22 protein-coding genes and 1 pseudogene are annotated in these 19,061 nt (G+C 63.6%); 14 read left to right on the top strand and 9 right to left on the bottom strand.

The features are described 5' to 3' along the window. Window positions 1-289: 289 nt before the first annotated feature. The 7 genes and pseudogenes from ACFQDL_RS26890 to ACFQDL_RS26860 all read left to right on the top strand — a co-directional run. Window positions 290-976: pseudogene (locus ACFQDL_RS26890) on the top strand (DNA-binding protein); the annotation flags it as partial. Window positions 977-1,061: 85 nt separating this feature from the next. Next, the gene (locus ACFQDL_RS26885) at window positions 1,062-1,535 is read left to right on the top strand and encodes a response regulator (protein ID WP_379911679.1); all 474 of its coding nucleotides are present in this window, start codon (window positions 1,062-1,064) and stop codon (window positions 1,533-1,535) included. Window positions 1,536-1,571: 36 nt separating this feature from the next. Next, the gene (locus ACFQDL_RS26880; protein WP_379911678.1) at window positions 1,572-2,237 is read left to right on the top strand and encodes a response regulator; all 666 of its coding nucleotides are present in this window, start codon (window positions 1,572-1,574) and stop codon (window positions 2,235-2,237) included. Between the two features lie 117 nt (window positions 2,238-2,354). Beyond that, complete coding sequence (locus ACFQDL_RS26875; RefSeq protein ID WP_379911677.1) at window positions 2,355-2,636, top strand: hypothetical protein; 282 nt, start codon at window positions 2,355-2,357, stop codon at window positions 2,634-2,636. Window positions 2,637-2,821: 185 nt separating this feature from the next. Then, on the top strand, window positions 2,822-3,238 hold the full coding sequence (locus ACFQDL_RS26870) for a ketosteroid isomerase-related protein (protein ID WP_379911676.1): 417 nt from the start codon (window positions 2,822-2,824) through the stop codon (window positions 3,236-3,238). Window positions 3,239-3,443: 205 nt separating this feature from the next. Further along, the gene (locus tag ACFQDL_RS26865; protein WP_379911675.1) at window positions 3,444-4,265 is read left to right on the top strand and encodes a UvrD-helicase domain-containing protein; all 822 of its coding nucleotides are present in this window, start codon (window positions 3,444-3,446) and stop codon (window positions 4,263-4,265) included. A gap of 40 nt (window positions 4,266-4,305) precedes the next feature. After that, window positions 4,306-5,388 (top strand): UvrD-helicase domain-containing protein, encoded by a 1,083-nt coding sequence (locus tag ACFQDL_RS26860; RefSeq protein WP_379911674.1) that lies wholly within the window; start codon window positions 4,306-4,308, stop codon window positions 5,386-5,388. A 180-nt stretch (window positions 5,389-5,568) separates the two neighbouring features. Here ACFQDL_RS26860 and ACFQDL_RS26855 read toward each other — a convergent pair whose 3' ends face one another. Next, window positions 5,569-5,874: a hypothetical protein gene (locus ACFQDL_RS26855; RefSeq protein WP_379911673.1), complete on the bottom strand. Its 306-nt coding sequence runs from the start codon at window positions 5,872-5,874 to the stop codon at window positions 5,569-5,571. 26 nt (window positions 5,875-5,900) lie between these two features. Here ACFQDL_RS26855 and ACFQDL_RS26850 point away from each other — a divergent pair, with 26 nt between their 5' ends. Further along, window positions 5,901-6,482, top strand: coding sequence for a hypothetical protein (locus tag ACFQDL_RS26850; protein ID WP_379911672.1), 582 nt, complete (start codon window positions 5,901-5,903; stop codon window positions 6,480-6,482). Between the two features lie 8 nt (window positions 6,483-6,490). On the opposite strand, the gene ACFQDL_RS26845 is transcribed toward ACFQDL_RS26850, so the two are convergent. The 4 genes from ACFQDL_RS26845 to ACFQDL_RS26830 all read right to left on the bottom strand — a co-directional run bounded on the left by ACFQDL_RS26845 (window position 6,491) and on the right by ACFQDL_RS26830 (window position 10,835). Beyond that, the gene (locus tag ACFQDL_RS26845) at window positions 6,491-7,771 is read right to left on the bottom strand and encodes an NAD(P)/FAD-dependent oxidoreductase (protein WP_379911671.1); all 1,281 of its coding nucleotides are present in this window, start codon (window positions 7,769-7,771) and stop codon (window positions 6,491-6,493) included. A gap of 64 nt (window positions 7,772-7,835) precedes the next feature. After that, window positions 7,836-9,308 carry a Na+/H+ antiporter NhaC family protein gene (locus ACFQDL_RS26840; RefSeq protein WP_379911670.1) on the bottom strand — a complete coding sequence of 491 codons (1,473 nt, stop codon included), beginning with the start codon at window positions 9,306-9,308 and terminating at the stop codon, window positions 7,836-7,838. 169 nt (window positions 9,309-9,477) lie between these two features. Next, the gene (locus tag ACFQDL_RS26835) at window positions 9,478-10,422 is read right to left on the bottom strand and encodes a glutamine synthetase family protein (RefSeq protein ID WP_379911669.1); all 945 of its coding nucleotides are present in this window, start codon (window positions 10,420-10,422) and stop codon (window positions 9,478-9,480) included. Window positions 10,423-10,427: 5 nt separating this feature from the next. Continuing rightward, window positions 10,428-10,835, bottom strand: a complete 408-nt coding sequence (locus ACFQDL_RS26830; RefSeq protein ID WP_379911668.1) for a type I glutamate--ammonia ligase — start codon at window positions 10,833-10,835, stop codon at window positions 10,428-10,430. Window positions 10,836-11,240: 405 nt separating this feature from the next. Between ACFQDL_RS26830 and ACFQDL_RS26825 the strand changes: the two genes are divergently transcribed. The 3 genes from ACFQDL_RS26825 (at window position 11,241) to ACFQDL_RS26815 (ending at window position 13,780) form a co-directional block, all read left to right on the top strand. Next, window positions 11,241-11,783, top strand: a complete 543-nt coding sequence (locus ACFQDL_RS26825; RefSeq protein WP_379911667.1) for a cupin domain-containing protein — start codon at window positions 11,241-11,243, stop codon at window positions 11,781-11,783. A 94-nt stretch (window positions 11,784-11,877) separates the two neighbouring features. Then, window positions 11,878-12,393, top strand: a complete 516-nt coding sequence (locus ACFQDL_RS26820) for a pyridoxamine 5'-phosphate oxidase family protein (protein ID WP_379911666.1) — start codon at window positions 11,878-11,880, stop codon at window positions 12,391-12,393. Between the two features lie 43 nt (window positions 12,394-12,436). Beyond that, complete coding sequence (locus ACFQDL_RS26815) at window positions 12,437-13,780, top strand: pyridoxamine 5'-phosphate oxidase family protein (RefSeq protein ID WP_379911665.1); 1,344 nt, start codon at window positions 12,437-12,439, stop codon at window positions 13,778-13,780. Here the strand turns inward: ACFQDL_RS26815 and ACFQDL_RS26810 are convergent. The 4 genes from ACFQDL_RS26810 to ACFQDL_RS26795 form a co-directional block, all read right to left on the bottom strand. Beyond that, window positions 13,775-13,918: a hypothetical protein gene (locus ACFQDL_RS26810; RefSeq protein WP_379911664.1), complete on the bottom strand. Its 144-nt coding sequence runs from the start codon at window positions 13,916-13,918 to the stop codon at window positions 13,775-13,777. The genes ACFQDL_RS26815 and ACFQDL_RS26810 overlap by 6 nt on opposite strands. A 49-nt stretch (window positions 13,919-13,967) precedes the next feature. Beyond that, window positions 13,968-14,465 (bottom strand): hypothetical protein, encoded by a 498-nt coding sequence (locus ACFQDL_RS26805; RefSeq protein ID WP_379911663.1) that lies wholly within the window; start codon window positions 14,463-14,465, stop codon window positions 13,968-13,970. 193 nt (window positions 14,466-14,658) lie between these two features. After that, entirely contained in the window at window positions 14,659-15,765 is a 1,107-nt protein-coding gene (locus ACFQDL_RS26800) for an ABC transporter substrate-binding protein (protein ID WP_379911662.1), read from the bottom strand. Beyond that, window positions 15,765-15,977: a hypothetical protein gene (locus ACFQDL_RS26795; protein ID WP_379911661.1), complete on the bottom strand. Its 213-nt coding sequence runs from the start codon at window positions 15,975-15,977 to the stop codon at window positions 15,765-15,767. Before ACFQDL_RS26795 ends, ACFQDL_RS26800 begins: the two co-directional genes overlap by 1 nt. A 146-nt stretch (window positions 15,978-16,123) precedes the next feature. Between ACFQDL_RS26795 and ACFQDL_RS26790 the strand changes: the two genes are divergently transcribed. The 3 genes from ACFQDL_RS26790 to ACFQDL_RS26780 are packed head-to-tail and all read left to right on the top strand — an operon-like array spanning window position 16,124 to window position 19,001. Continuing rightward, window positions 16,124-16,753 (top strand): cache domain-containing protein, encoded by a 630-nt coding sequence (locus tag ACFQDL_RS26790; protein ID WP_379911660.1) that lies wholly within the window; start codon window positions 16,124-16,126, stop codon window positions 16,751-16,753. Next, on the top strand, window positions 16,666-17,883 hold the full coding sequence (locus tag ACFQDL_RS26785) for an adenylate/guanylate cyclase domain-containing protein (RefSeq protein WP_379911659.1): 1,218 nt from the start codon (window positions 16,666-16,668) through the stop codon (window positions 17,881-17,883). Before ACFQDL_RS26790 ends, ACFQDL_RS26785 begins: the two co-directional genes overlap by 88 nt. Continuing rightward, on the top strand, window positions 17,871-19,001 hold the full coding sequence (locus ACFQDL_RS26780; protein WP_379911658.1) for an ABC transporter substrate-binding protein: 1,131 nt from the start codon (window positions 17,871-17,873) through the stop codon (window positions 18,999-19,001). Before ACFQDL_RS26785 ends, ACFQDL_RS26780 begins: the two co-directional genes overlap by 13 nt. Window positions 19,002-19,061: the final 60 nt, after the last annotated feature.

The raw sequence follows: 19,061 nt of genomic DNA, 5'->3' as shown, positions 1-19,061 counted from the left end.
GCACCTGCCCGCTCTATATGTCCTGGCGCCAGACGCCTGTCTTCTACCCTTTACCCCAAGCCTGATACCGACCAGGGTACAGTCGCTGCGTCTTTTGTTATCTTCTGGCGACGCTGCAGCGACTTTAGGTTATCCTGCTGAATCTGTTGGCCCTGTGTCTGTCTCTACGGCATCGCAGGTCAGGAAACGTTCCGAATAATACGTACACTGTATTTTTTGATATGAAGCCGGGTTCCGATACACGACAAAAAGTCTTCGTCGCCGCGGATCAGCTGCTGGAGCGGGGGTAAAGCCTACGCAACAGAATGTGCGCGATCTGATCGGCAGCGGTAGTCTCACCACCATCAACAAGGCGCTGGGAGACTGGTGGCAATCGCTGGGCGAGCGCGTCAGCCGTCGCAATCAGCACCCGGAGCTGCCGGAGCCCGTGCTGGCGGCGGCAGGCAAGCTCTGGGACCAGGCGCTTGCCTATGCCGAGCAGCGCTTCGGCGAACAGTGCAGAACACTGGAGGCCGATTACCGCGAGCGCCTGGAACAGCTGCAGCGGGACGACCGCAGTCGCGGTGCCGAGGTGCGCCAGTTGCAGGAGCAGAATGCCCGCTTGCTCGAACGCAATGAGCAGCTGTCGGCTCAGCTGGACGAGTCCCAGGGCGAAAGACTGCGCCTTGAAGAGCGCATCATTCGGCTGGTATCGGACAACGAGGACAAGGCACGGCTGCTGAAGCAGCATGAGCGGCTGCAGCATCGCGATGCCGGCGGTCTGGATACCGAAGAACTGCTGGATGCAAGGGTCCGGCTGCGCATTCAGGAGGAGGAGGCCAAGCGCGTGCAGGCCAGCAACGACCGCCTGGCCGATGAGAATGCCCGCCTGCGGCAACAGCTGCAGGAGCAGGAACGCGCTTCGGTGACACGTATCCACCAGCTCGAGCTCGAGCTGGCACGCCTGGAAAGCCGCCGCGAGGCATTCGCCCGCTGATAGCGCAGTGGTCGTCCGCCGCGGCCGTTGCGGCGCACTCCGGATGGCCCTGCATTATTTTGGAATCTGCTCTCTGGATAGACAAATGGATATTACGCTCGAGAACGATGCCAGCTATGCCACCGTCGTCGCGGCGCTCAAGCGCTGTACTGCCGAGGATGCGGTCTGCTGTCGCAGCGAAGCCCTGTTCGCCCTGGCCAAGGGTGCGCTGGTGCGGGAGAAGATCACCGGCGTCACCCTCCAGCTGCTCGACGCCGATGGCTATGCCGTGCGTCAGGTGACCAGTCGGCGCCGCGACGACCAGTCGGCGTCCCGTGACCGGCTCAATGATCGCCAGATAGCCGTGATCCGGGCGCTGGAGAAGGTACTCTCCTATTGTCGCAAGGAGGGTATTCAGCTGATCGGCTACAGTGACGAACTGGTTGCGCTGCCGGCCCATATCAGACCCGAAGAGGTGGCCTCGGCCTGCGCACTCGACATCGATACCCAGGGCGCATACCGGGGCGCCGATGCGCTTTTATCCGAATCCGGCGCGGGTTTTAGTGACCGATTTCGTTAAGTATTATCTTCAAGTTTATGTTTTAAAAGGCAAAATATGAGTCTTATTCGGGTGCTTCTAGTGGACGATCATGCGGTTGTCCGGGATGGGTTTCAACGTATACTCGAATCCGACCAACGTATCCGGATCATTGCCAGCGCCAGCAATGGTCAGGAAGCGTTTGAGCAGTATCGTGCCGCGGAGCCGGATGTGGTGGTGCTCGACCTCACGATGCCGAGCCAGGAAAGCAGCGGCGAAAGCTCTTCGATCTCCGGTGGCATGGAGGCGATCCGGCGCATTCTCGCATTCGATGGCCGGGCCCGGCTGCTGGTGCTGACAAGCTGTGAAACCAAGCCCTATCCGACCCAGGTGATCGGGGCCGGGGTCAAGGGCTACCTGACCAAACGCTGCGCCCCGGCGGAGCTGATCGAAGCGGTGGTGAAGGTCAGCAAGGGCGAAAACTTCTATTCCGCCTCGATCCAGGAACAGCTGGATCATCCGGAAAGCAGCGATGCGTCGCCGATCAAGGTGCTGAGTCCGCGGGAACTTCAGATATTCGTGTTGCTGGCCGAGGGACATCCGGTCTCGCGGGTAGCCGAGCAGATGTTTCTCAGCCCCAAGACGGTCCACGCCCATCGTTCGAACATCAAGCGCAAGCTCGACCTGAAGACCAATTCCGAAATCGTGCATCTGGCACTGCGCCACGGGCTGGTCGAGCCCTGAGCGGCGCAGCCCGGGACGGCCTGGTCCATACTGTAACCAGGCCCGTACTAGGCCTTCACCTGACCGGGCCGATTCGCAGTTCAGGGATCCGACAAGCCGGTTTGACAGGGTAATACGATGAGACAAATGGAAGGCTCGAGCGACATCCTGCTCGAAAGCCACTTTATCTGGCATGAAATCCGGGTCGGCGACCTCATCAGTCTAGAGGCGAACCTCGAGGACGATGGCGTGCTACAGCTTCGCCATGACCACCCGTACGAGGTGCTGGCAAAGCTTGATCTGGCACCCGGCAATCAGGTCTTTGTCGTCCAGTCGGACGTTACCGGCGACCTCGTTTATGTCCATCCGTTTCTGGTCAGCAGCTATGACAACAGTCCGGAGCCGGCCAGGATCATGTGAGGCGTGAGGCGTGAGGCGTGGCAGTGCCTCCGTCACGCGTAACCGGTCACCCCCTTAAGTCCTCCATCTTTTTTCAGTCGCATGCCAACTGACGTTTCCACAAAGCAGGGTGTCGCAGCCAGGCCCAATCCCGCTTCCTCGCCGTGGTAGCTTCTGCATTTTCCTTTCAGAAACAGGACCCTGCCATGCGTGAAGCGACTCTCAAGCTGATTCAGGATTACTATGCGGCTTTTAATGCCGGCGATATGGCGCGGTTTCTCGACCTGCTGACCGATGATGTCATTCACGACATCAATCAGGGCGGCCGTGAAGTCGGCAAGGAGGCGTTCGCCGCCTTCATGGAGCGGATGAACGGCAGCTACCGCGAGGAACTCGAGGATATCGAGGTAATGGTCAATGGCGATGGCAGCCGCGCGGCCGCCGAATTCGTGGTGCTGGGTACCTACCTGAAGTCCGATGAAGGGCTGCCCGAAGCACGGGGCCAGCAATACCGGCTGCCGGCCGGAGCCTTCTTCGATATCCGCGACGGCAAGGTCGCGCGCATCAGCAACTACTACAACCTCGAAGACTGGATTCGTCAGGTAAGCCAGGCGGCGGCCTGACTTGCGTTCGGTCGCGCGACACCCTATAACGTCTGCCCAGGCCCGGGGCTGTCACTCCGGGTACGCCAGCATTCGACAGGGAGCGCGACAACGGTTTGACGACCTCGATTCCCCCCATGACCGGGGTCGCTCCGACGCGACCGGTATTTCCCCGCCAAGGCTGGCGCGCCTGCTGGGCTGCGACTGGCACCGGCTTGAACTTGGCATGGAAGGCCTCCGGCTGTTCACGTCCGACGGCGAGCGGTCGATCGACTGGCAGGCTATCGCGCAGGACGGCCGGCTGCACAGGGGCTGGCTGTTCCGGCGCCTGTCGCTGCCGCAGCACGCAGCCGTGCTGGGCTGGCTGCCAGGCTGGAAGCGCGGCTTCTGGCGCGCTTTCGAGGCACGGCTTCAGGCGCACCGCCAGCCGCTGGTTGAATCCACCCTCAGGGAGATCGAGGCGCAGCTGAAGTCGCGCTACCCCAGGCAGTCCCTCTGGCTGGGGCTCTCTCGGCAGGCAGACGAGGTGCTGGCACCCTTTGAAGGCTCATCGCCATCGGCCGGGGAAGACCCGCTGGTTCGGCGCCTGCGCCAGATCGCGACCGCCGACAACAGCCTGCTGGAACGCTATCGCGAACACTATATTGCGCAACAGCAGCGTGCTTTCGGTTCGCTGTTCGCACGCGTCGAGCGCCAGCCCCTGACGGTTGCGCAGCAGCGCGCCTGCATTATCGACGACGACCGCAACCTGGTGCTGGCCGGCGCCGGTACCGGCAAAACCAGTACCCTCATTGCGCGCGTCGCCTATCTGGTGGCAAGCCGGCAGGCGCAGCCGCACGAGATCCTGCTGCTGGCCTATGGCCGCGAAGCGGCGACGGAGATGCAGCAGCGTCTGCAGCAGCGGCTCGGCATCCCGGTCACCGCCACCACCTTCCATGCGCTGGGACAGCGCATTATCGCCGCTGTCGAGGGGCTCGCCCCGCGATCAGTACACTGGCATCCCAGAATCGCGCGCTCGAGCGCTGGCTGGAAGGGCACCTCGAGGTGATGCTGCGCGACCCGGGCTATCACCAGGCCCTCAGCAGCCAATGTCTGAGCCCCACAGAGCCGCCACTGCCCCCGGGCGACAGCGCCGCCAGGGGCGGCAGGTCTCGTTTCTGGCTCAGTTGCTGCGGCGTTATCGCTCATCCGGTCTCGAGGCGTCCGACCATCCCGGGCTGATCGACCGCAGCGAAGAGCCCGCGCGCCTCGAAGCGACGCTGAAACTGTTGATGCCGCTGCTGAATGCCTACCAGGCCGAGCTCGAGGCGCGCGGTGAAATCGACTTCGACGCCATGATCGCGAGGGCCCTGGCCTATGTCGAGCAGGGACGCTACCGGCCCCGGTGGCGCTTTGTACTGGTCGATGAATTCCAGGACCTTTCCGAGCCGCGTGCCCGTCTGATCAGGGCGCTCCTGAACGCCGTGACCGGTGCCTCGCTCTTCGCCGTCGGTGACGACTGGCAGTCGATCTACCGGTTCAACGGCAGCGATATCCGCCTGACCACCGCATTCTCCGACTATTTCGGCGATGCCCGCTGCAGCGCGCTGGATCTTACATTCCGCTTCAACAACCGCATCAACGAGGTTGCCTCCGGCTTCGTGATGCGCAATCCCCACCAGTTGCGCAAAACGCTTGCCACGGTTCGCCAGCAGGACGAGCCGGCGCTGTCGCTGCTGCGTCATTCCGGAGACGCTGATGGCGCGCTGGAGCGGGTGCTCGACGCTATCCGGTGCCGGGCCGAGGCGGGAAGCCGGGTGCTGATACTGGCGCGCCACCGGTTTCGTCTTCCGGACGCGGCGCGGCGGCAGGCGCTGGAGCAGCGCTTTCCATCGTTGGCGTTCGAAATCCAGACCTGTCATGGCGCCAAGGGGCGGGAAGCGGATTACGTGGTGCTGCTCGGGCTCGATGGCGGGCCCTGGGGTTTTCCGTCAGGCCAGGTCGAGCATCCGCTGCTCGAGGCGCTGCTGCCGCCCGGCGAGGATTTCGAGCAGGCGGAGGAGCGGCGGCTGTTTTATGTGGCCCTGACCCGGGCGCGGCAGCGGGTGTACCTGCTGGGCGATGCGTCGCGGCTCTCGCCCTTCGTCGCAGAGCTGCTGCGGGATCGCTATCCGCTGGAGCTGATAGGTTAAACTTTACGGGTTACAAAGCATCCAATAAACAATGAGATGGATGCGTATCTTGAAGTGTTTGCGATGTCATGGGCCGGTTGTTTTCTGGCCAATTGGGCGCTTTCGTACAACACTTGTACAAACAGGGACACCCGACCGACCCAACCACTGACCGCCTCTGGGGCAGGACTGCGCAGGCTGTCAGGGAGGTGATCCATGCGATCCTTGATTGCCGCTCTGGCATTGAGCGGTCTTTTCGGCCTCGCGCAGGCAGACGTTCCGGTACAGCCCCCGGGCGCCGGCATTCATCCGCTCTGCTTCGTCGAGCTTTTCGCGGCCCTGCAGAGCGACAACCCTTTTGCGCCGGTGACCTGCGACGGCCTTCCGGGCAGCAAGCCTGTGCAGATCCTGCCCGGGCAGGATGCCGCCGACCTGACCTATGCCGCCGAAGTGGTCAGTGACCGCGGGCTGAGAGAGGGCTTCGTCGCCTATGCGGTGGCCGGGCACTGGCCCAGCTCCGCCAACGACACCCAGTGGACCCTGTTCGAAGTGACCACCAATTACGGTGGCGTCGGGCTTTACAGTTCGATCTGGCTGCTGATGCGGCCGGGCGGGGAGGAGATCGTCGAGCCACTGCTCTATTTGCCGGGGGCGACCGCTGCAACGACGGCGCGCTGCGTGTCAGCGAAGTCGCTTCGGACCGCCTTGTCTACCTGTCCGCCGCAACGCCGTTCCGGCTGCTCAATCCGACCGGCAACGACAGCTGGCACCTGCTGGATCTCAAGAACCACGTTGATGCCAATCCGGGCGCCAAACCCGCCCCCTTCCTCGGCTGGCAGCCGGGCCGCGATGTCGCCGACAGCGCCACTGCCTGCGCCGGCCAGCTGGTCAAGTCCTACAACTTCAAGACCGACCGCCTCGATGTGCTGGGGGTGCATATCGATCGCCAGGCCTTTCTCGATGCCGAGCAGGGCAGCAAGCAGGCCTGTATCAACGAGTGGCTCAAGCGTCAGCCGTTCCAGCGCGCCGACGCCTTCGACAGCCGGGTGCTGGACGTCGATCTCGATACCTGGAGCGAGATGCTGGCGACCCTCGAAAGCGACTGTTCCGGCTGAAGGTCGCGTCAAACGCCGAAACGGTCGCGCAGGCTGTAGAACCAGGCGCCCATCGCCGTCAGCGGTACCCGGAACAGGCGTCCGCCCGGGAAGGTGTACTGCGGCAACCCGGCAAAGACATCGAAGCGTTCCGCCTGGCCGCCGATGGCGTCACCGATCAGGCGGCCGGCCAGGTGCGAACTGGCAATGCCATGACCGCTGTAGCCCTGGGCGTAATAGATGTTACGGCCGATGCGGCCGAACTGGGGCAGGCGCATCAGCGTGAGCAGGAAATTGCCGGTCCAGGCGAAATCGACTTTGACATCGCGAAGCTGTGGGAAGGTCTTCAGCATATTGGGCCGGATCAGTGCCTCGACGCGACCCGGGTCGCGGGCACCGTAGGTGACGCCGCCACCGTAGATCAGGCGCCCGTCGCCGGAAAGGCGGAAATAGTCGAGCAGATAGTTGCAATCCTCGACACAGTTGTCCTGCGGCAGCAGGGCCCGCTGCATTTCCGGTGAAAGCGGTTCGGTGGTGATCACCTGGGTGCCGCAGGGCATCGATTTCTGCGCCAGCTGCGGTATCAGGCCACCCAGGTAGGCATTGCCCGCCACGACGACAAAGTCCGCGGTCACGCTGCCGCGGGCCGTGAACAGCCGGACCTTGTCGCCCTCCTGCACGCGTTCGACCGCGGAGTCCTCGTAAATGACCCCGCCGAGGGATTCCAGCGCCGCCGCTTCGCCGAGTACCAGGTTCAGCGGATGGAAATGGCCACCGCTGTGATCGATCAGGCCACCGACGTAACGCTGGCTGCCGACCCGGGCGCGGATTCCACCGGCATCGAGCAGCTCCAGCCGGTCGTGGCCGTGGCGCTCCCAGAGGGATTTCTTGCTTTCGAGTGCCTGCAGCTGCTTGCCGGTGCAGGCGGCGAAGATACCACCGTCCTTGAGGTCGCAGCGGATGTCATGGCGCTGCACGAAGTCGCGAATGATGCGGCCACCCTCGAAGGCCATCTGGCCCATGGCGTTGGCGGTATCCATGCCGTAGTGCTGTTCGATAAAGTCCAGGTCGCGGCTGTAGCTGTGGACGATCTGGCCGCCGTTGCGTCCGGAGGCGCCGAAGCCGATGCGGCTGGCTTCGAGCACCCGCACCCGATAGCCTTTCTCGGCCAGGTGAAGGGCGCTCGACAACCCGGTAAAGCCGGCGCCGATCACGCAGACGTCGGCCGTTTCATGGCCCTCCAGCGCCGGGCGCTGGCGGGTGTCGTTGGCGGAGGCGGCATAATAGGAAGTGGTATGGTGCTTGGTCATCTTGGTTCTCGCTGGCAGCCCGACCGACGGGCTGCGGGGCAAAAGGGTTGCATCGCGGCCGCGCTCAGTTCAGCGCAAAGCCCAGTACCAGAAAGGTCAGTATCGCCAGGGCACCGCCGAGCAGGGCATAGGGCAGCTGGGTGATGGCATGGCCCATGGTGGTGCAGCCCGACCCCTGGGACGACAGCACCGTCGAATCGCTGAAGAAGCAGGCATGGCTGCCGAAGGCGGACGCCGACAGCAGGGCGCCGACCGTCAGCGGCATCGACAGCTCCAGGCTTTGGGCAAGCGGAATCACGATCGGCAGCGACACCACGAAAACGCCCCAGCTCGAACCGGTGGCGAAGACCACGGCGGCCATCAGGGTGAAAACCATGGCAGGCAGCATTTCGCGGGAAAGGAAGGGCGCCACGGAATCGATGATAAAGGGCGTCATGCCCAGCTGATCGTTGATCTCCTTGACCATGAAGCCGGCGGCGACGACGGCGATGGGGTAGAGCATCACCTTGAAGCCGTCCAGCATCGCATCGACCAACTGACCGAAATCGAGCAGCCGCTGCCAGAAATAGAGCACCATGGTGAACAGCGAGGCGACCAGGGCACCCTTGAGCAGATCGATCTCGTACCAGACGCTGGCCGCCACCAGCACTGCCATCGGCAGCAGGAAATTCATCAGTCCGCGCAGCGCCGAGGTGCGGGGCAGCTTGTCAGTGTCGAATCCGTCCTGGGCGATACCGTCCGGCACCGGCTGGCCGTTGCGGGCGCGTCGTTCTGCGGCCTTCATCGGACCGAGGTCCGGCAGCAGGCCCATCACCACCAGACCGACGATCAGCAGCGCCGCCCATCCATAAGCCATGTAGGGAATGGCCTCGATATAGAGCGACATGCCGCCACCCGACGCCACGGCGTGGTTTTCCTCCAGCAGTGCGGCGAAATAGACCGCCCAGGTCGACACCGGCACCAGAATGCAGACCGGCGCGGCGGTGGAGTCCACCACGTAGGCGAGCTTCTCGCGGGAGATGCGGTAACGGTCGGTGAGGTTCTTCATCGACGCCGAGACCGCCAGTGAATTGAGATAGTCGTCGATAAACACCAGCAGACCCAGGGCGCAGGTGCAGAGCAGCGTCTGGCGCCGGTTTTTCAGCCGTCGGATCAGCAGCTCGCTGAAGCAGAGCACGCTGCCGCCACGCTCGAGCATATTGATCAGCCCTCCCATCATGCCGCAGACCAGCACGATCCAGACGATGGTTTCGTTCATCATCACCTCGAGGGAGAGATCGGCGAGGCCACCGACCAGGTTGGCCGGGTCGAGCAGCAGCAGGCCGGAAACGATGCCGGCAAAGATCGATTCCAGCGGCCGCTTGCTGACAACGGCCGTGGCCAGAATAAGCAGTGACGGCAACAGACTGAGGGCACCGTAACTCTCGTCGTCCGGTTTCTGCAGCGCGATGTAGCCGAAGCCCAGAGCGACCAGGACGCAGAACAGCAGCGGTTTCCATCGGGTCGCACCAGGCAGGCTCATGACGGTTGTATTCATGGCGTTCGTACTCTCTTGTTAATTTTTTCTTGAGTAACCTCTGAACGGCGCCGGTCCGGGCCAGGGCCGACTGACCCTTCGCCTGACGGCGCCATCGCTACGGTGTGGTTCGGTTTTGGAGACCCGACGCACCCTGCCGGGCGCGATCGGAATCAGGGCAGTGGCGGTCTCAGAGCGTCGACAGGTACCACTGGGTCTCGAGTTCGCTGACATGGCGCTCGAAGCGGCTCAGCTCGTCCGACTTGCAGGCGTCGTAGAGCTCGACGAAATCGCGACCCAGGTAGCAGGCAAGCGCTTCATTGGCGCGAAACGCCTCCAGAGCGTCGGGCATACGGATCGGCAGTCCGATTTCCTCGTCGGCAAAGGCGTTACCTTCGGTTTCGGCACCGGGCGCGCACTCGTTCTGCAGGCCGTAATGGATGCCTGCCAGCAGCGCGCTCATTACCAGATAGGGATTGGCATCGGCACCGGACACCCGGTGCTCGATGCGGGTCGCGTCCTCGGGGCCCGCCGGAATGCGCACCGCGACGGTACGGTTGTCGTAACCCCAGTTCGGCGCGATCGGTACGTAATAGCCCGGCTGCAGCCGGCGGTAGGAATTGACGTTGGGACAGAACAGCGCCATCGAGGCGGGCATCAGCGTCAGCAGGCCGCCCACGGCCTGCTCCAGCATCCGTGCATGCTGGGCGAAGACGTTGTTGCCCTGGCCGTCGAGCAGGCTGATATGGATATGCATGCCATTGCCGGCTTCCTCTTCATAGGGCTTGGCCATGAAGGAGGCTTCCATGCCGTGCTTTTCGGCCACCGCCTTGATGACCCTTTTCAGCAGCAGGGCATTGTCACAGGCGGCCAGCGCATCGTCCTGATGCTTGAGGTTGATCTCGAACTGCCCCGGCGCATTCTCCGCCACCGCGGTATCGGCCGGAATGTCCTGGGCCGCGGTATACTCGGCGATCTCTTCGAGCAGATTGGCGTAATCGTCCAGATTGTTGATCGAGTACACCTGGGTGTGCTCGTCGCGCTTGCCGCTGCGAGGCGATACCGGCGGTTGCGGGCGGCCTTCCTCGTCCCGCTCCTGATCGATCAGGTAGAACTCCAGTTCGACGGCGACCACCGGCTTCAGACCCAGGGCGTCAAATTTTTCAACACCCTGGCCAGTACATGGCGCGGGTCGCCGAAAAAGGGCGAGCCGTCCTCCTCGTACATGTGCATCATCAGCTGTGCCATCGGCCGGCGCTGCCAGGGCGCGACCTTGAGGGTGCCGGTTTCGGGCCTGCAGAGGCGGTCCGGTTCGCCGATTTCGAGGCCGAGACCGCAGCTTTCGACGGTGGTGCCGGTAATGTCCAGCGAGAAGATGGAGGCCGGCAGGTTGACCCCCTGACTGTAGACTTTGTCGAGGCTGTCGCGCTCGATGCGCTTGCCGCGAATGACGCCATTGAGGTCGGGAATCAACAGGTCGATCGCTTCGACCCCGGGGTGCTGTTGCAGAAAATCAGCGGCTTCTTGGTATTGCGTGTGGGAAGACATGGTCCTGTCCTTCGTTTTTGTAATCACGTCCGGGACGCGAAGTCCGGATCGCGGTCTGGCCAACAATGGCCGGGAGTCCGAATGGATTCCCAAAAGTGTTTGTTATATCGATCAGTTTAGAGGCCCGCTTGTGGAGGGGTCAATAGGCTTGTGATCAAATAAAACAACATAAATGTGCCCAGATACCCACTAATAGGTATTTATGATTTTATATACGATACGTGATCACGTTTTTTGTGACGCGCGGCTTCCCCGGTAGCGATGGTCATCTGATCGATATGCTGAATATCGGCCCGGTGCGGCCGCGATGCCGGCGAGGGATTTCTACGTCCTCCCGTTGCCATGCTATGATGCTGACCGGACATCGCGAGCGATCAATATAATCATCGTCAGGGGAGGCGCAGGGTGGACGTTGGAGACAGACTGAAAAAAATTCGGCAGATCTACGGATTTTCGCAGCGTGAGCTGGCCAAGCGGGTCGGCATGACCAACAGCACCATTTCGATGATCGAGCAGAACCGGGTCAGCCCGTCGGTCAGCTCGCTGAAAAAGATCCTCGACGGAATCCCGATGTCGGTCACCGAGTTTTTTACCGCGGATTTCAGCGAGCATGAAAAGGTGGTGTACCGCCCCGACGAACTGATCGATATCGGCAGTGACGGCATCGAACTGAAACTGGTCGGCACTGTCGAGAACAAATCCAGCCTGGCACTGCTGATCGAGACCTACGAGCCCGGCGCCGACACCGGCACCGAGATGATGTCCCACGAAGGCGAGGAGGCCGGCACTGTCATCGAGGGTACGATCGAGGTGACCATCGGCGGCGAGGTCCATACCCTGGGCGCCGGCGACAGCTACTCCTTTTCCACCAAGATCCCCCACCGTTTCCGCAACCGCAGCCGCAAGGTCTGCCGCATCGTCAGCGCCCATACGCCCCCGACCTTTTAACTGAGCAGTGATTTTTCCCGCTGGCCATTGCCGAATCGACGGGCGTTGGCGATGCTTAGTCAGCATCAGGCTTATAATCCGGCCGGGAGATCCGATGACGACCCATAAGACGGCGGCGACAGAACCGCTCGACGAAGCGCTGGCGGCCTTCATCGAGAGCCGGTTGTCGATTCAAGTGGCCAGCAGCGATGCCCGCGGGCTGGCGACGCTGGCACGCGGCTACGGCGCCCAGGTCTCGCCGGACCGTTGTCGTGTCCGGGTGCTGCTTGCCTGCAGCCAGTCCGACGCGCTGCTGCGCGATATTGAGGCCAGTGGCCGTATCGCGGTGCTCTTCAACGAACCGGAAAGTCATCGCAGCGTCCAGCTCAAGGGGCGCGACGCCCAGGTCGAACCGGCGACGGAGCGGGACCGGGCCGCGCTGCCGGCCTATGTCGATACCCTCAGCCGCCGTCTGCAGCATTTCCAGGTCCCAGAAGCCTTCAGCCGGGCGTTGTTGAGCCTGGCCGACGACGATCTCGTCGCGGTCAGTTTCAGCCCCTGCGAAGCCTATGGCCAGACACCGGGTCCCCAGGCCGGCGAGCCCTTGCCTGCCGGAGCGGCAAGGACGTGAGGCCGGGCTCTCATCCGGGGTGCCAGACGGGGACAGGGGCGCCATGAACGCGCTGCTCAGTCTCGACCGGCTGCGCAACTGCCTCGAGGGCGTGGTGCCGGCCGGCGTGGCAACCTGTGACGATCACGGCATGCCCAATGTGACCTATGTATCCCAGGTGATGTACGTCGACCCCCAACATGTGGCGCTGTCCTATCAGTTCTTCAACAAGACCCGCGCCAATATCCTGGCCAATCCCCAGGCGACGGCACTGGTGCTGGATCCGGACACCGCCGCCCGTTACCGCCTGCGACTGCGCTACCTGCGCACCGAAACATGCGGCCCCCTGTTCGAAGGCATGAAGGCGCGGCTTGCGGGTATCGCGTCCCATGAGGGAATGACCGGGGTTTTCCGCCTGCGCGGGGCCGATATCTACCGGGTGCTCGGGATCGAGGCGATCCCCGGCCGGGAACTGCCGGCCAACCTGCCGGCGCCTGCGATCCTGCCGGCGTTGCGCCGCAGCAGCGATGCGCTGAACGGCTGCAGGACGCTGGACAGCCTCTTTGACGGGCTGCTCGACTGCCTGTTGCGCGAGTTCGGCCTGCAGCACGCGATGCTGCTGATTGCCGATCTTGCGGCCAGCTCCCTCTATGTCGTGGCCAGCCGCGGTTACCCGCATTCCGGCATCGGCGCAGAAATTCCACTGGGCGTCGGCGTGATCGGTATCGCCGCGCGCGAACGCGTGCCGATCCGCATCATGTATGCGGCCGCCGAGTACGCCTACACCCGCGCCGTGCGGGAAGAAGCGATTCGCAGTGGGCTGGTCCGGTCGCTCGAGGAGGTGATACCGCTGCCTGGCCTGCCCGATCCACAGAGCCAGCTCGCGATTCCATTGCTGTGCGGCAAGGAGTTGGCAGGGGTGCTGTACAGCGAAAGCCTCGAGGAATGCCGCTTCGGCTACGATATCGAGGACGCACTGGTCACGCTGTGCGCCCAGGCCGGACATGCGCTGCGCCTGCTGCAACTGCAGGGGGAAGAGGCGCTCGAAGCCCCGGTGGCCTCGACACGCCGGGCGCCGCAAGGACCGGCCCTGCAGATCGAATACTACCCCCGCGACCACAGTCTGTTCATGGATGGCGACTATCTGATCAAGGGCGTGGCCGGTGCCATTCTCTGGGAGCTGCTGCACGAATACCGTGACCGCGGCCGCACCGAGTTCAGCAACCGCGAGCTACGCAGGAATCCCCGGCTGGGATTGCCCGACATCTGCGACAATCTCGAGGCTCGGCTGATTCTGCTGACACGGCGCCTGGTAGAACGCCAGGCGCCCGTGCGGCTGGAAAAGAGCGGACGAGGCCGATTCCGCCTGACGTTGAAGCGCCCGCTCCAGTTGCATCGGCGGTCATGAGGCCTGATGCCAGAGACGATCTTCCTGAGGCGTCTTCACCTCGGCCGGCGGGAGGGGTTTCGGCTGCTGCTCCCGGGCCGGTCCGGAGCGTCGCAGGCGACGCCAGAGACGGCCGTAACGACAACGCAGTCTGCGCATGGCTGTATCCTCGGGAAACGGGACTGACCCGCCCCCGTTTCCCATCTTCCTAATGTCTGGTGATCGTTTGACCGCCGCCCGGCATCACCGGTTCGAACGATAGATAGGGCGTTTCGACCGGCCGCCCGGGCGCCACTGCAGCCGGCGCGGTCTGTCCGGCTGGTCCCAGCATCGCGAGGTAACGGTAGAGCGCCCTCAGATCGCTCTCGCTCATTGCCCGCAACGCGTTCCAGGGCATCGGCGGCAGGCCGCCGGCGCGGGCCCGGTTCATCCAGGCCGATTCCGACAGCCCGGCGACGGACAGCCGCAGGTTGGCCGGATAGCTGACGCCCCAGGGCCCGGCAAAACCCAGTTCGGCACCCAGTAGCCGCTGCGACTCCGGCATGGCCTCGCCGAGCGTTTCGTAACCGGGGGAATGGCAATCGTTGCAGCCTCCGATGGCGACCAGGTAGCGGCCGCGCTCGATCTCGGTCGGATCGCCCGCCGCCATGCCCGCTGCCGCGAGGGAGGCCAACAGGGTGGTGATGCAGAAGACTTTCGGGAACATCGCTATCGCTCTCGTAGTGGTGGATGACCGTTACAGCCTACCGGCATCCAGCGATCGCGGTTGTTAAGACTTCCCTCAGCAAATCGTAAAAAGATCTTAAAAGCACCGCAGAATGCCGTAGAGCGCAACAACCACCATGAAGGGTGCAAAGCCTGGCATTGCAGGAGCGAATGCCAGCAAAGCGCATCACCAGTTACAGCCAGGGTGGCGGGATGAAGCGCTGATCGGCATAGCGCGGCGGCCAGATGATCCGCGCCTCGCCCTCCATCAGCTGCGCCATCGGAAAGAAGAACCCCTCCATGAAGCCGCCCGTCTGCACCTCGTTGGCCGATACCGAGTTCGGCGTCGGTTCGCTGGCGAACTGGTAGCGGTTCCAGACGCCGCGATAGGGCATGCGATAGACGGTTCGGATCAGGTCGTCGAGCTTCAGGCTGGCGCTGGCATTGAGTACCCGGATCGCCATGCGCGTGTAGTCGTAATGCAGGCCGGCGGCGGCGATACTGGGCATGTCGCCGAACAACCGGCGGTAGCGCCTCACCCACCACTGCTGCCAGAGCGCGATCGGCATGGCCGTGTCCATCGCCAGCAGGTAGTTGGAGGCATCGCCGGTATGGGCGTACCAGTCGCGGTTCCAGCGCAGCCCGTGGCCTATGAACAGGGCGGGCACCTGCTCTTCCTGGAACTGGCGCACGAAGGCCGCCGCCGCCTGGATGCCCGTCGTGGTCATGACCACCAGCGAAACGCCGTCGCGGCGGTAACGCGCCAACAGGGCACGGAAGTCGTTCTGCTCGAGCGCTGTCAGGTCCGGAGGGCCGACCTGGAAGCCCACTGCCTGCAGGCTGTCGTGCAACGCCTTGCCCCAGCCGCGGCCATAGGCGGTATTCTCGACCATGACGGCGGCGCGATTATTGGGCGGTCGCCAGAGACCCTGCAGGCGCAGGTATTGCAGCGGTTCTCCGTAACGGGCCCCAAGCATCGAGGGCGTCGGCCAGCCCTTGAACCAGCCACGGTACTTGCCGTAGGCGCGATTGATCTTGTCGGCGATGGCTAGGGCCTCGCCACTGTGTCCCAGGTGCATGATCCTGAATGCCGATTCGGCATCCATCAGCGCCAGCGCCACATCGGAATGCCAGCCACCCACCAGCATCGCGACCCTGTCGCGGGTGACCGCCTCGGTCATCGCGGCAACGGCCCGTTCGGGATCCGAGGCACTGTCGACCCATACCGGCTCGACCGGTCGCTCCAGGCCATTGCGCTGCAGCGGCAGCTCGCCCTCGTCGCGGGCATCCATCAGCGCCATCAGCACCCCCGGCGAATCTCGAGGCCGGTGTCCTGCGCCGGTCCCGTGAACGGTCCCACGAAGCCGATCCTGAGCGGTAGTTCGCTGGCGAATGAAGGGTCGGTCCTGCCGAGCAGTACCGACGCCGTTCCCAGCGCCGAGCCGAGCAGGAGACGCCGGCGACCGATACCCCGGTATTCTGCACTTGCCTGCGGGCGGCTGGAATACGGCATCTTCACCTCTTTATGGCCAATCCATCCCAAGCTTAGCTCAGCCCGGACGGCAAAAAGCCGCTAACCTCTAGTTAGGAGAAAAACGGCAGAACCCGAAAGATGCAATTTCCCGGCCTTACATTGCTGAAAAAAGCCTCAAGGCGCGAATGACCGCCTACTTCCTGCTGGTGTCGCTGCCGGTGGTCGTGGCACTCGCAGGGGCCTCCTATATGCTGTCCGCCGCCCAGTTGCAGCAGATGGCGATCGACCGTTTCGAGGTCATCGCCGACCAGCGCCAGCGGGAAATCAACCGTTTCGTCGCCGATCAGGCCGATATCATCAGCAAGATTGCCAATCTCGACGGATTGCGCGACGCCGTCAGCCAACTGTTGCGCCAGACGCCCGGCACCCCGGCGTACGAGTCCGCTTACATGGCCATGGCCGACCGGCTGTTTCGCTCGACCTTTCTCGATTATGGCTCGGCGGCGGCGACGGACCTGACCGAACTGATGCTGCTCAACCAGACCGGCGGCCAGGTGTTCTTTTCCACCAACCCCGACCACGAGCAGAGATACCGCCTCAGCGACGAATTCTTCCGCGCCGGTCGCGAGCGCACCTATGTGCAACCGGTCTATCCGGCACCGGATACCGGCCTGCCGACGCTGACGGTGGCGACCCCGCTAACCGGGCTGGACGGCGAACCCTGGGCGTGCTGGCGGCCCATGTGCGGGTACCGGTGCTGGTCGATATCGTCAGCGACCGTACCGGGCTCGGCGAAACCGGCGAATCCTATCTGATTGACAGCCACAATCGCTTTCTGTCGGTGGCACGTTTTGGCGACGAGGCCTTTCCCCGCGGTGCGCACAGCGAGGGGATCGATGCTGCGGTGCAGGGCGAGACCGGCGCCGGCATTTACCGCAACTATGCAGGTCAGCCGGTCATCGGCAGCTATCGCTGGATGCCCGCGCTGGGCCTCGCGCTGCTGACGGAAATCCGCGTCAGCGAGGCGCTGCAGCCGGCCACGCGACTGGGCTGGATGATACTGAGCATCGGATTCATCGCCATTGCACTGCTGGCCGTCGGCATCTATCTGATCACGGCCCGCATCGCACGCCCGATCCTGGCGGTCAGCGCGACGACCGAGCAGATTGCCGAAGGCGACCTGAGCCAGCGGGCACCGGTGATGACCGAAGACGAAACCGGCATCCTGGCGCGCAACTTCAACCGCATGATCGACCGTCTGCGCCAGACGCTCGAGGACCTCGCGGCCGAGCAGGAGAAATCGGAACGCCTGCTGCTCAACATACTGCCGCAGCCGATCGCCGAACGACTCAAGCAGGGCGAGAGCAATATCGCCGACAGTTTCGCCGAGGTGACCATCCTGTTCGCCGATATCGTCAACTTCACGCCGATGTCGGCCGGCCTGCCGGCCCACGAACTGGTCGGCCGGTTGAACGAGATCTTCTCCGAGTTCGACCGTCTCGGCGAGGTGCGCGGTCTCGAGAAGATCAAGACCATCGGCGACGCCTACATGGTCGGCGCCGGTCTGCCGGTTGTCCGGCCGGACCACGCCCAGGTGGTGGCCGAGTTTGCCCTGGACATGCTCGATGCCATCGACGCCTTCAACCGGCGCCATCAGTCCGACCTGAAGATGCGCATCGGCATCAATAGCGGACCGGTGGTGGCCGGCGTCATCGGCACCCATAAATTCATCTACGATATCTGGGGCGATGCGGTGAATACCGCGGCTCGCATGGAGTCCCACGGTATCGGCGGCTGCATCCAGGTGACCGAAAGCACTTACCAGCACCTCAAGCATCAGTACGTCTTCGAGGACCGCGGGCTGGTCAAGATCAAGGGCAAGGGACAGATGCACACCTACATGCTTAAGGGACGCAGGATTCCGGAGGCGGAATGCGTGTCCTGATGCTGCTGGCGCTGGGCCTCTGGCTTACCGGCTGCGGCGCAGGGAAGGATGAACCGCTGGAGCTGCGCATCGGCCTGATCGCGCCAATCAGCGGCGCCCTGACCGACACCGGGCGCACGACCCTCGAAGGGGCCGAACTGGCAGTGGCCGAAATCAACCGCAACGGCACGCTGCGCGTCGAGGGACGACAGGTGCGCCTGGTGCTGGTGACCGAAGACAACGAGGACCGCAGCGAGGCCGCCGTCAGCGCCGTGCTCAAGCTGGTGAATCAGGAGGGCGTGGCCGTCATTGTCGGCCCTCAGGCCAGCCGCAATGCGATTCCCGCCGCCCGTGCCGCCAACGAACTGAAGATTCCGCTGATCAGCCCCGCCTCGACCCATCCCGAGACCACCCGCCACCACGACTGGGTATTCCGGGTCGCCTTCACCGACAGCTTCCAGGCCCAGGTGCTGGCACGGCTGAGTCGCGAATACCTCGGCATGCAGCGGGTTGCGGTGCTGTTCGATATCGCCAGCGCCTACAACCGCAATCTCGCCGAGGAGTTTCGCGACCGCTTTCGGGCCCTGGGCGGCGAGATCGTCGCCTTCGAGGCCTATACCCGCGATGCGCCCGACATCGGCGAACCCCTCGCGCGCATCGCCGGCAGCGGCGCCGAAGGCGTCTTCCTGCCCAACTACTACAACGAAGTGCCGCAACAGATACGGCAGCTGCGGGCACAGGGCATGGATCCGGTCTGGATCGGCAGCGATTCCTGGGCCCAGATTCCGCCGGTGCACCGGCGGCTGATGGAAGGCGCCTACTTCAGCGCGCTGTTCTTTGCCGACAGCGACGAGCCCAAAGTGCGCGAGTTTGTCGCCCGCTACCGAGAACGCTACGAGCGGGAACCGACCGATATCGCCGCACTGACCTACGACGGCGTGGGTCTGCTGGCGGCGGCGGTCAGCGCGGCCGGCAGCCTGGAACCCGGCGCGATCCGCGATAGCCTCGCAACCCTTGACCGGTATCAGGGCGTGACCGGCGAGGTTACCTATACTGGCTCCGGTGACCCGGTCAAAAGTGCCACCATCCTGCGGGTAGAGGACGGGCGTTTTGTGTTTCACGCCCGCATCGAGCCCTGAGGATCTCTTAACCGTTTCGCCTTTGCAGGCACTCACGACGTCCGGCAGCGGCCGGGGACA

The organism is Marinobacterium aestuariivivens (assembly GCF_042661465.1).
Taxonomy (GTDB): domain Bacteria; phylum Pseudomonadota; class Gammaproteobacteria; order Pseudomonadales; family Balneatricaceae; genus Marinobacterium_A; species Marinobacterium_A aestuariivivens.
The sequence above is the reverse complement of the archived record's forward strand: the minus strand, read 5'-3'. Positions and strand labels throughout refer to the sequence as shown.

Excerpts from the sequence above, each read along its gene's own strand:
- ACFQDL_RS26830 (WP_379911668.1), bottom strand. The coding sequence starts at position 10,835 with ATGTCTTCCCACACGCAATACCAAGAAGCCGCTGATTTTCTGCAACAG.
- ACFQDL_RS26885 (WP_379911679.1), top strand. The coding sequence starts at position 1,062 with ATGGATATTACGCTCGAGAACGATGCCAGCTATGCCACCGTCGTCGCG.
- ACFQDL_RS26805 (WP_379911663.1), bottom strand. The coding sequence starts at position 14,465 with ATGTTCCCGAAAGTCTTCTGCATCACCACCCTGTTGGCCTCCCTCGCG.
- ACFQDL_RS26875 (WP_379911677.1), top strand. The coding sequence starts at position 2,355 with ATGAGACAAATGGAAGGCTCGAGCGACATCCTGCTCGAAAGCCACTTT.
- ACFQDL_RS26845 (WP_379911671.1), bottom strand. The coding sequence starts at position 7,771 with ATGACCAAGCACCATACCACTTCCTATTATGCCGCCTCCGCCAACGAC.
- ACFQDL_RS26880 (WP_379911678.1), top strand. The coding sequence starts at position 1,572 with ATGAGTCTTATTCGGGTGCTTCTAGTGGACGATCATGCGGTTGTCCGG.
- ACFQDL_RS26780 (WP_379911658.1), top strand. The coding sequence starts at position 17,871 with ATGCGTGTCCTGATGCTGCTGGCGCTGGGCCTCTGGCTTACCGGCTGC.
- ACFQDL_RS26795 (WP_379911661.1), bottom strand. The coding sequence starts at position 15,977 with ATGCCGTATTCCAGCCGCCCGCAGGCAAGTGCAGAATACCGGGGTATC.
- ACFQDL_RS26865 (WP_379911675.1), top strand. The coding sequence starts at position 3,444 with ATGGAAGGCCTCCGGCTGTTCACGTCCGACGGCGAGCGGTCGATCGAC.
- ACFQDL_RS26840 (WP_379911670.1), bottom strand. The coding sequence starts at position 9,308 with ATGAATACAACCGTCATGAGCCTGCCTGGTGCGACCCGATGGAAACCG.
- ACFQDL_RS26815 (WP_379911665.1), top strand. The coding sequence starts at position 12,437 with ATGAACGCGCTGCTCAGTCTCGACCGGCTGCGCAACTGCCTCGAGGGC.
- ACFQDL_RS26870 (WP_379911676.1), top strand. The coding sequence starts at position 2,822 with ATGCGTGAAGCGACTCTCAAGCTGATTCAGGATTACTATGCGGCTTTT.
- ACFQDL_RS26790 (WP_379911660.1), top strand. The coding sequence starts at position 16,124 with ATGACCGCCTACTTCCTGCTGGTGTCGCTGCCGGTGGTCGTGGCACTC.
- ACFQDL_RS26820 (WP_379911666.1), top strand. The coding sequence starts at position 11,878 with ATGACGACCCATAAGACGGCGGCGACAGAACCGCTCGACGAAGCGCTG.
- ACFQDL_RS26800 (WP_379911662.1), bottom strand. The coding sequence starts at position 15,765 with ATGGCGCTGATGGATGCCCGCGACGAGGGCGAGCTGCCGCTGCAGCGC.
- ACFQDL_RS26860 (WP_379911674.1), top strand. The coding sequence starts at position 4,306 with ATGTCTGAGCCCCACAGAGCCGCCACTGCCCCCGGGCGACAGCGCCGC.
- ACFQDL_RS26810 (WP_379911664.1), bottom strand. The coding sequence starts at position 13,918 with ATGCGCAGACTGCGTTGTCGTTACGGCCGTCTCTGGCGTCGCCTGCGA.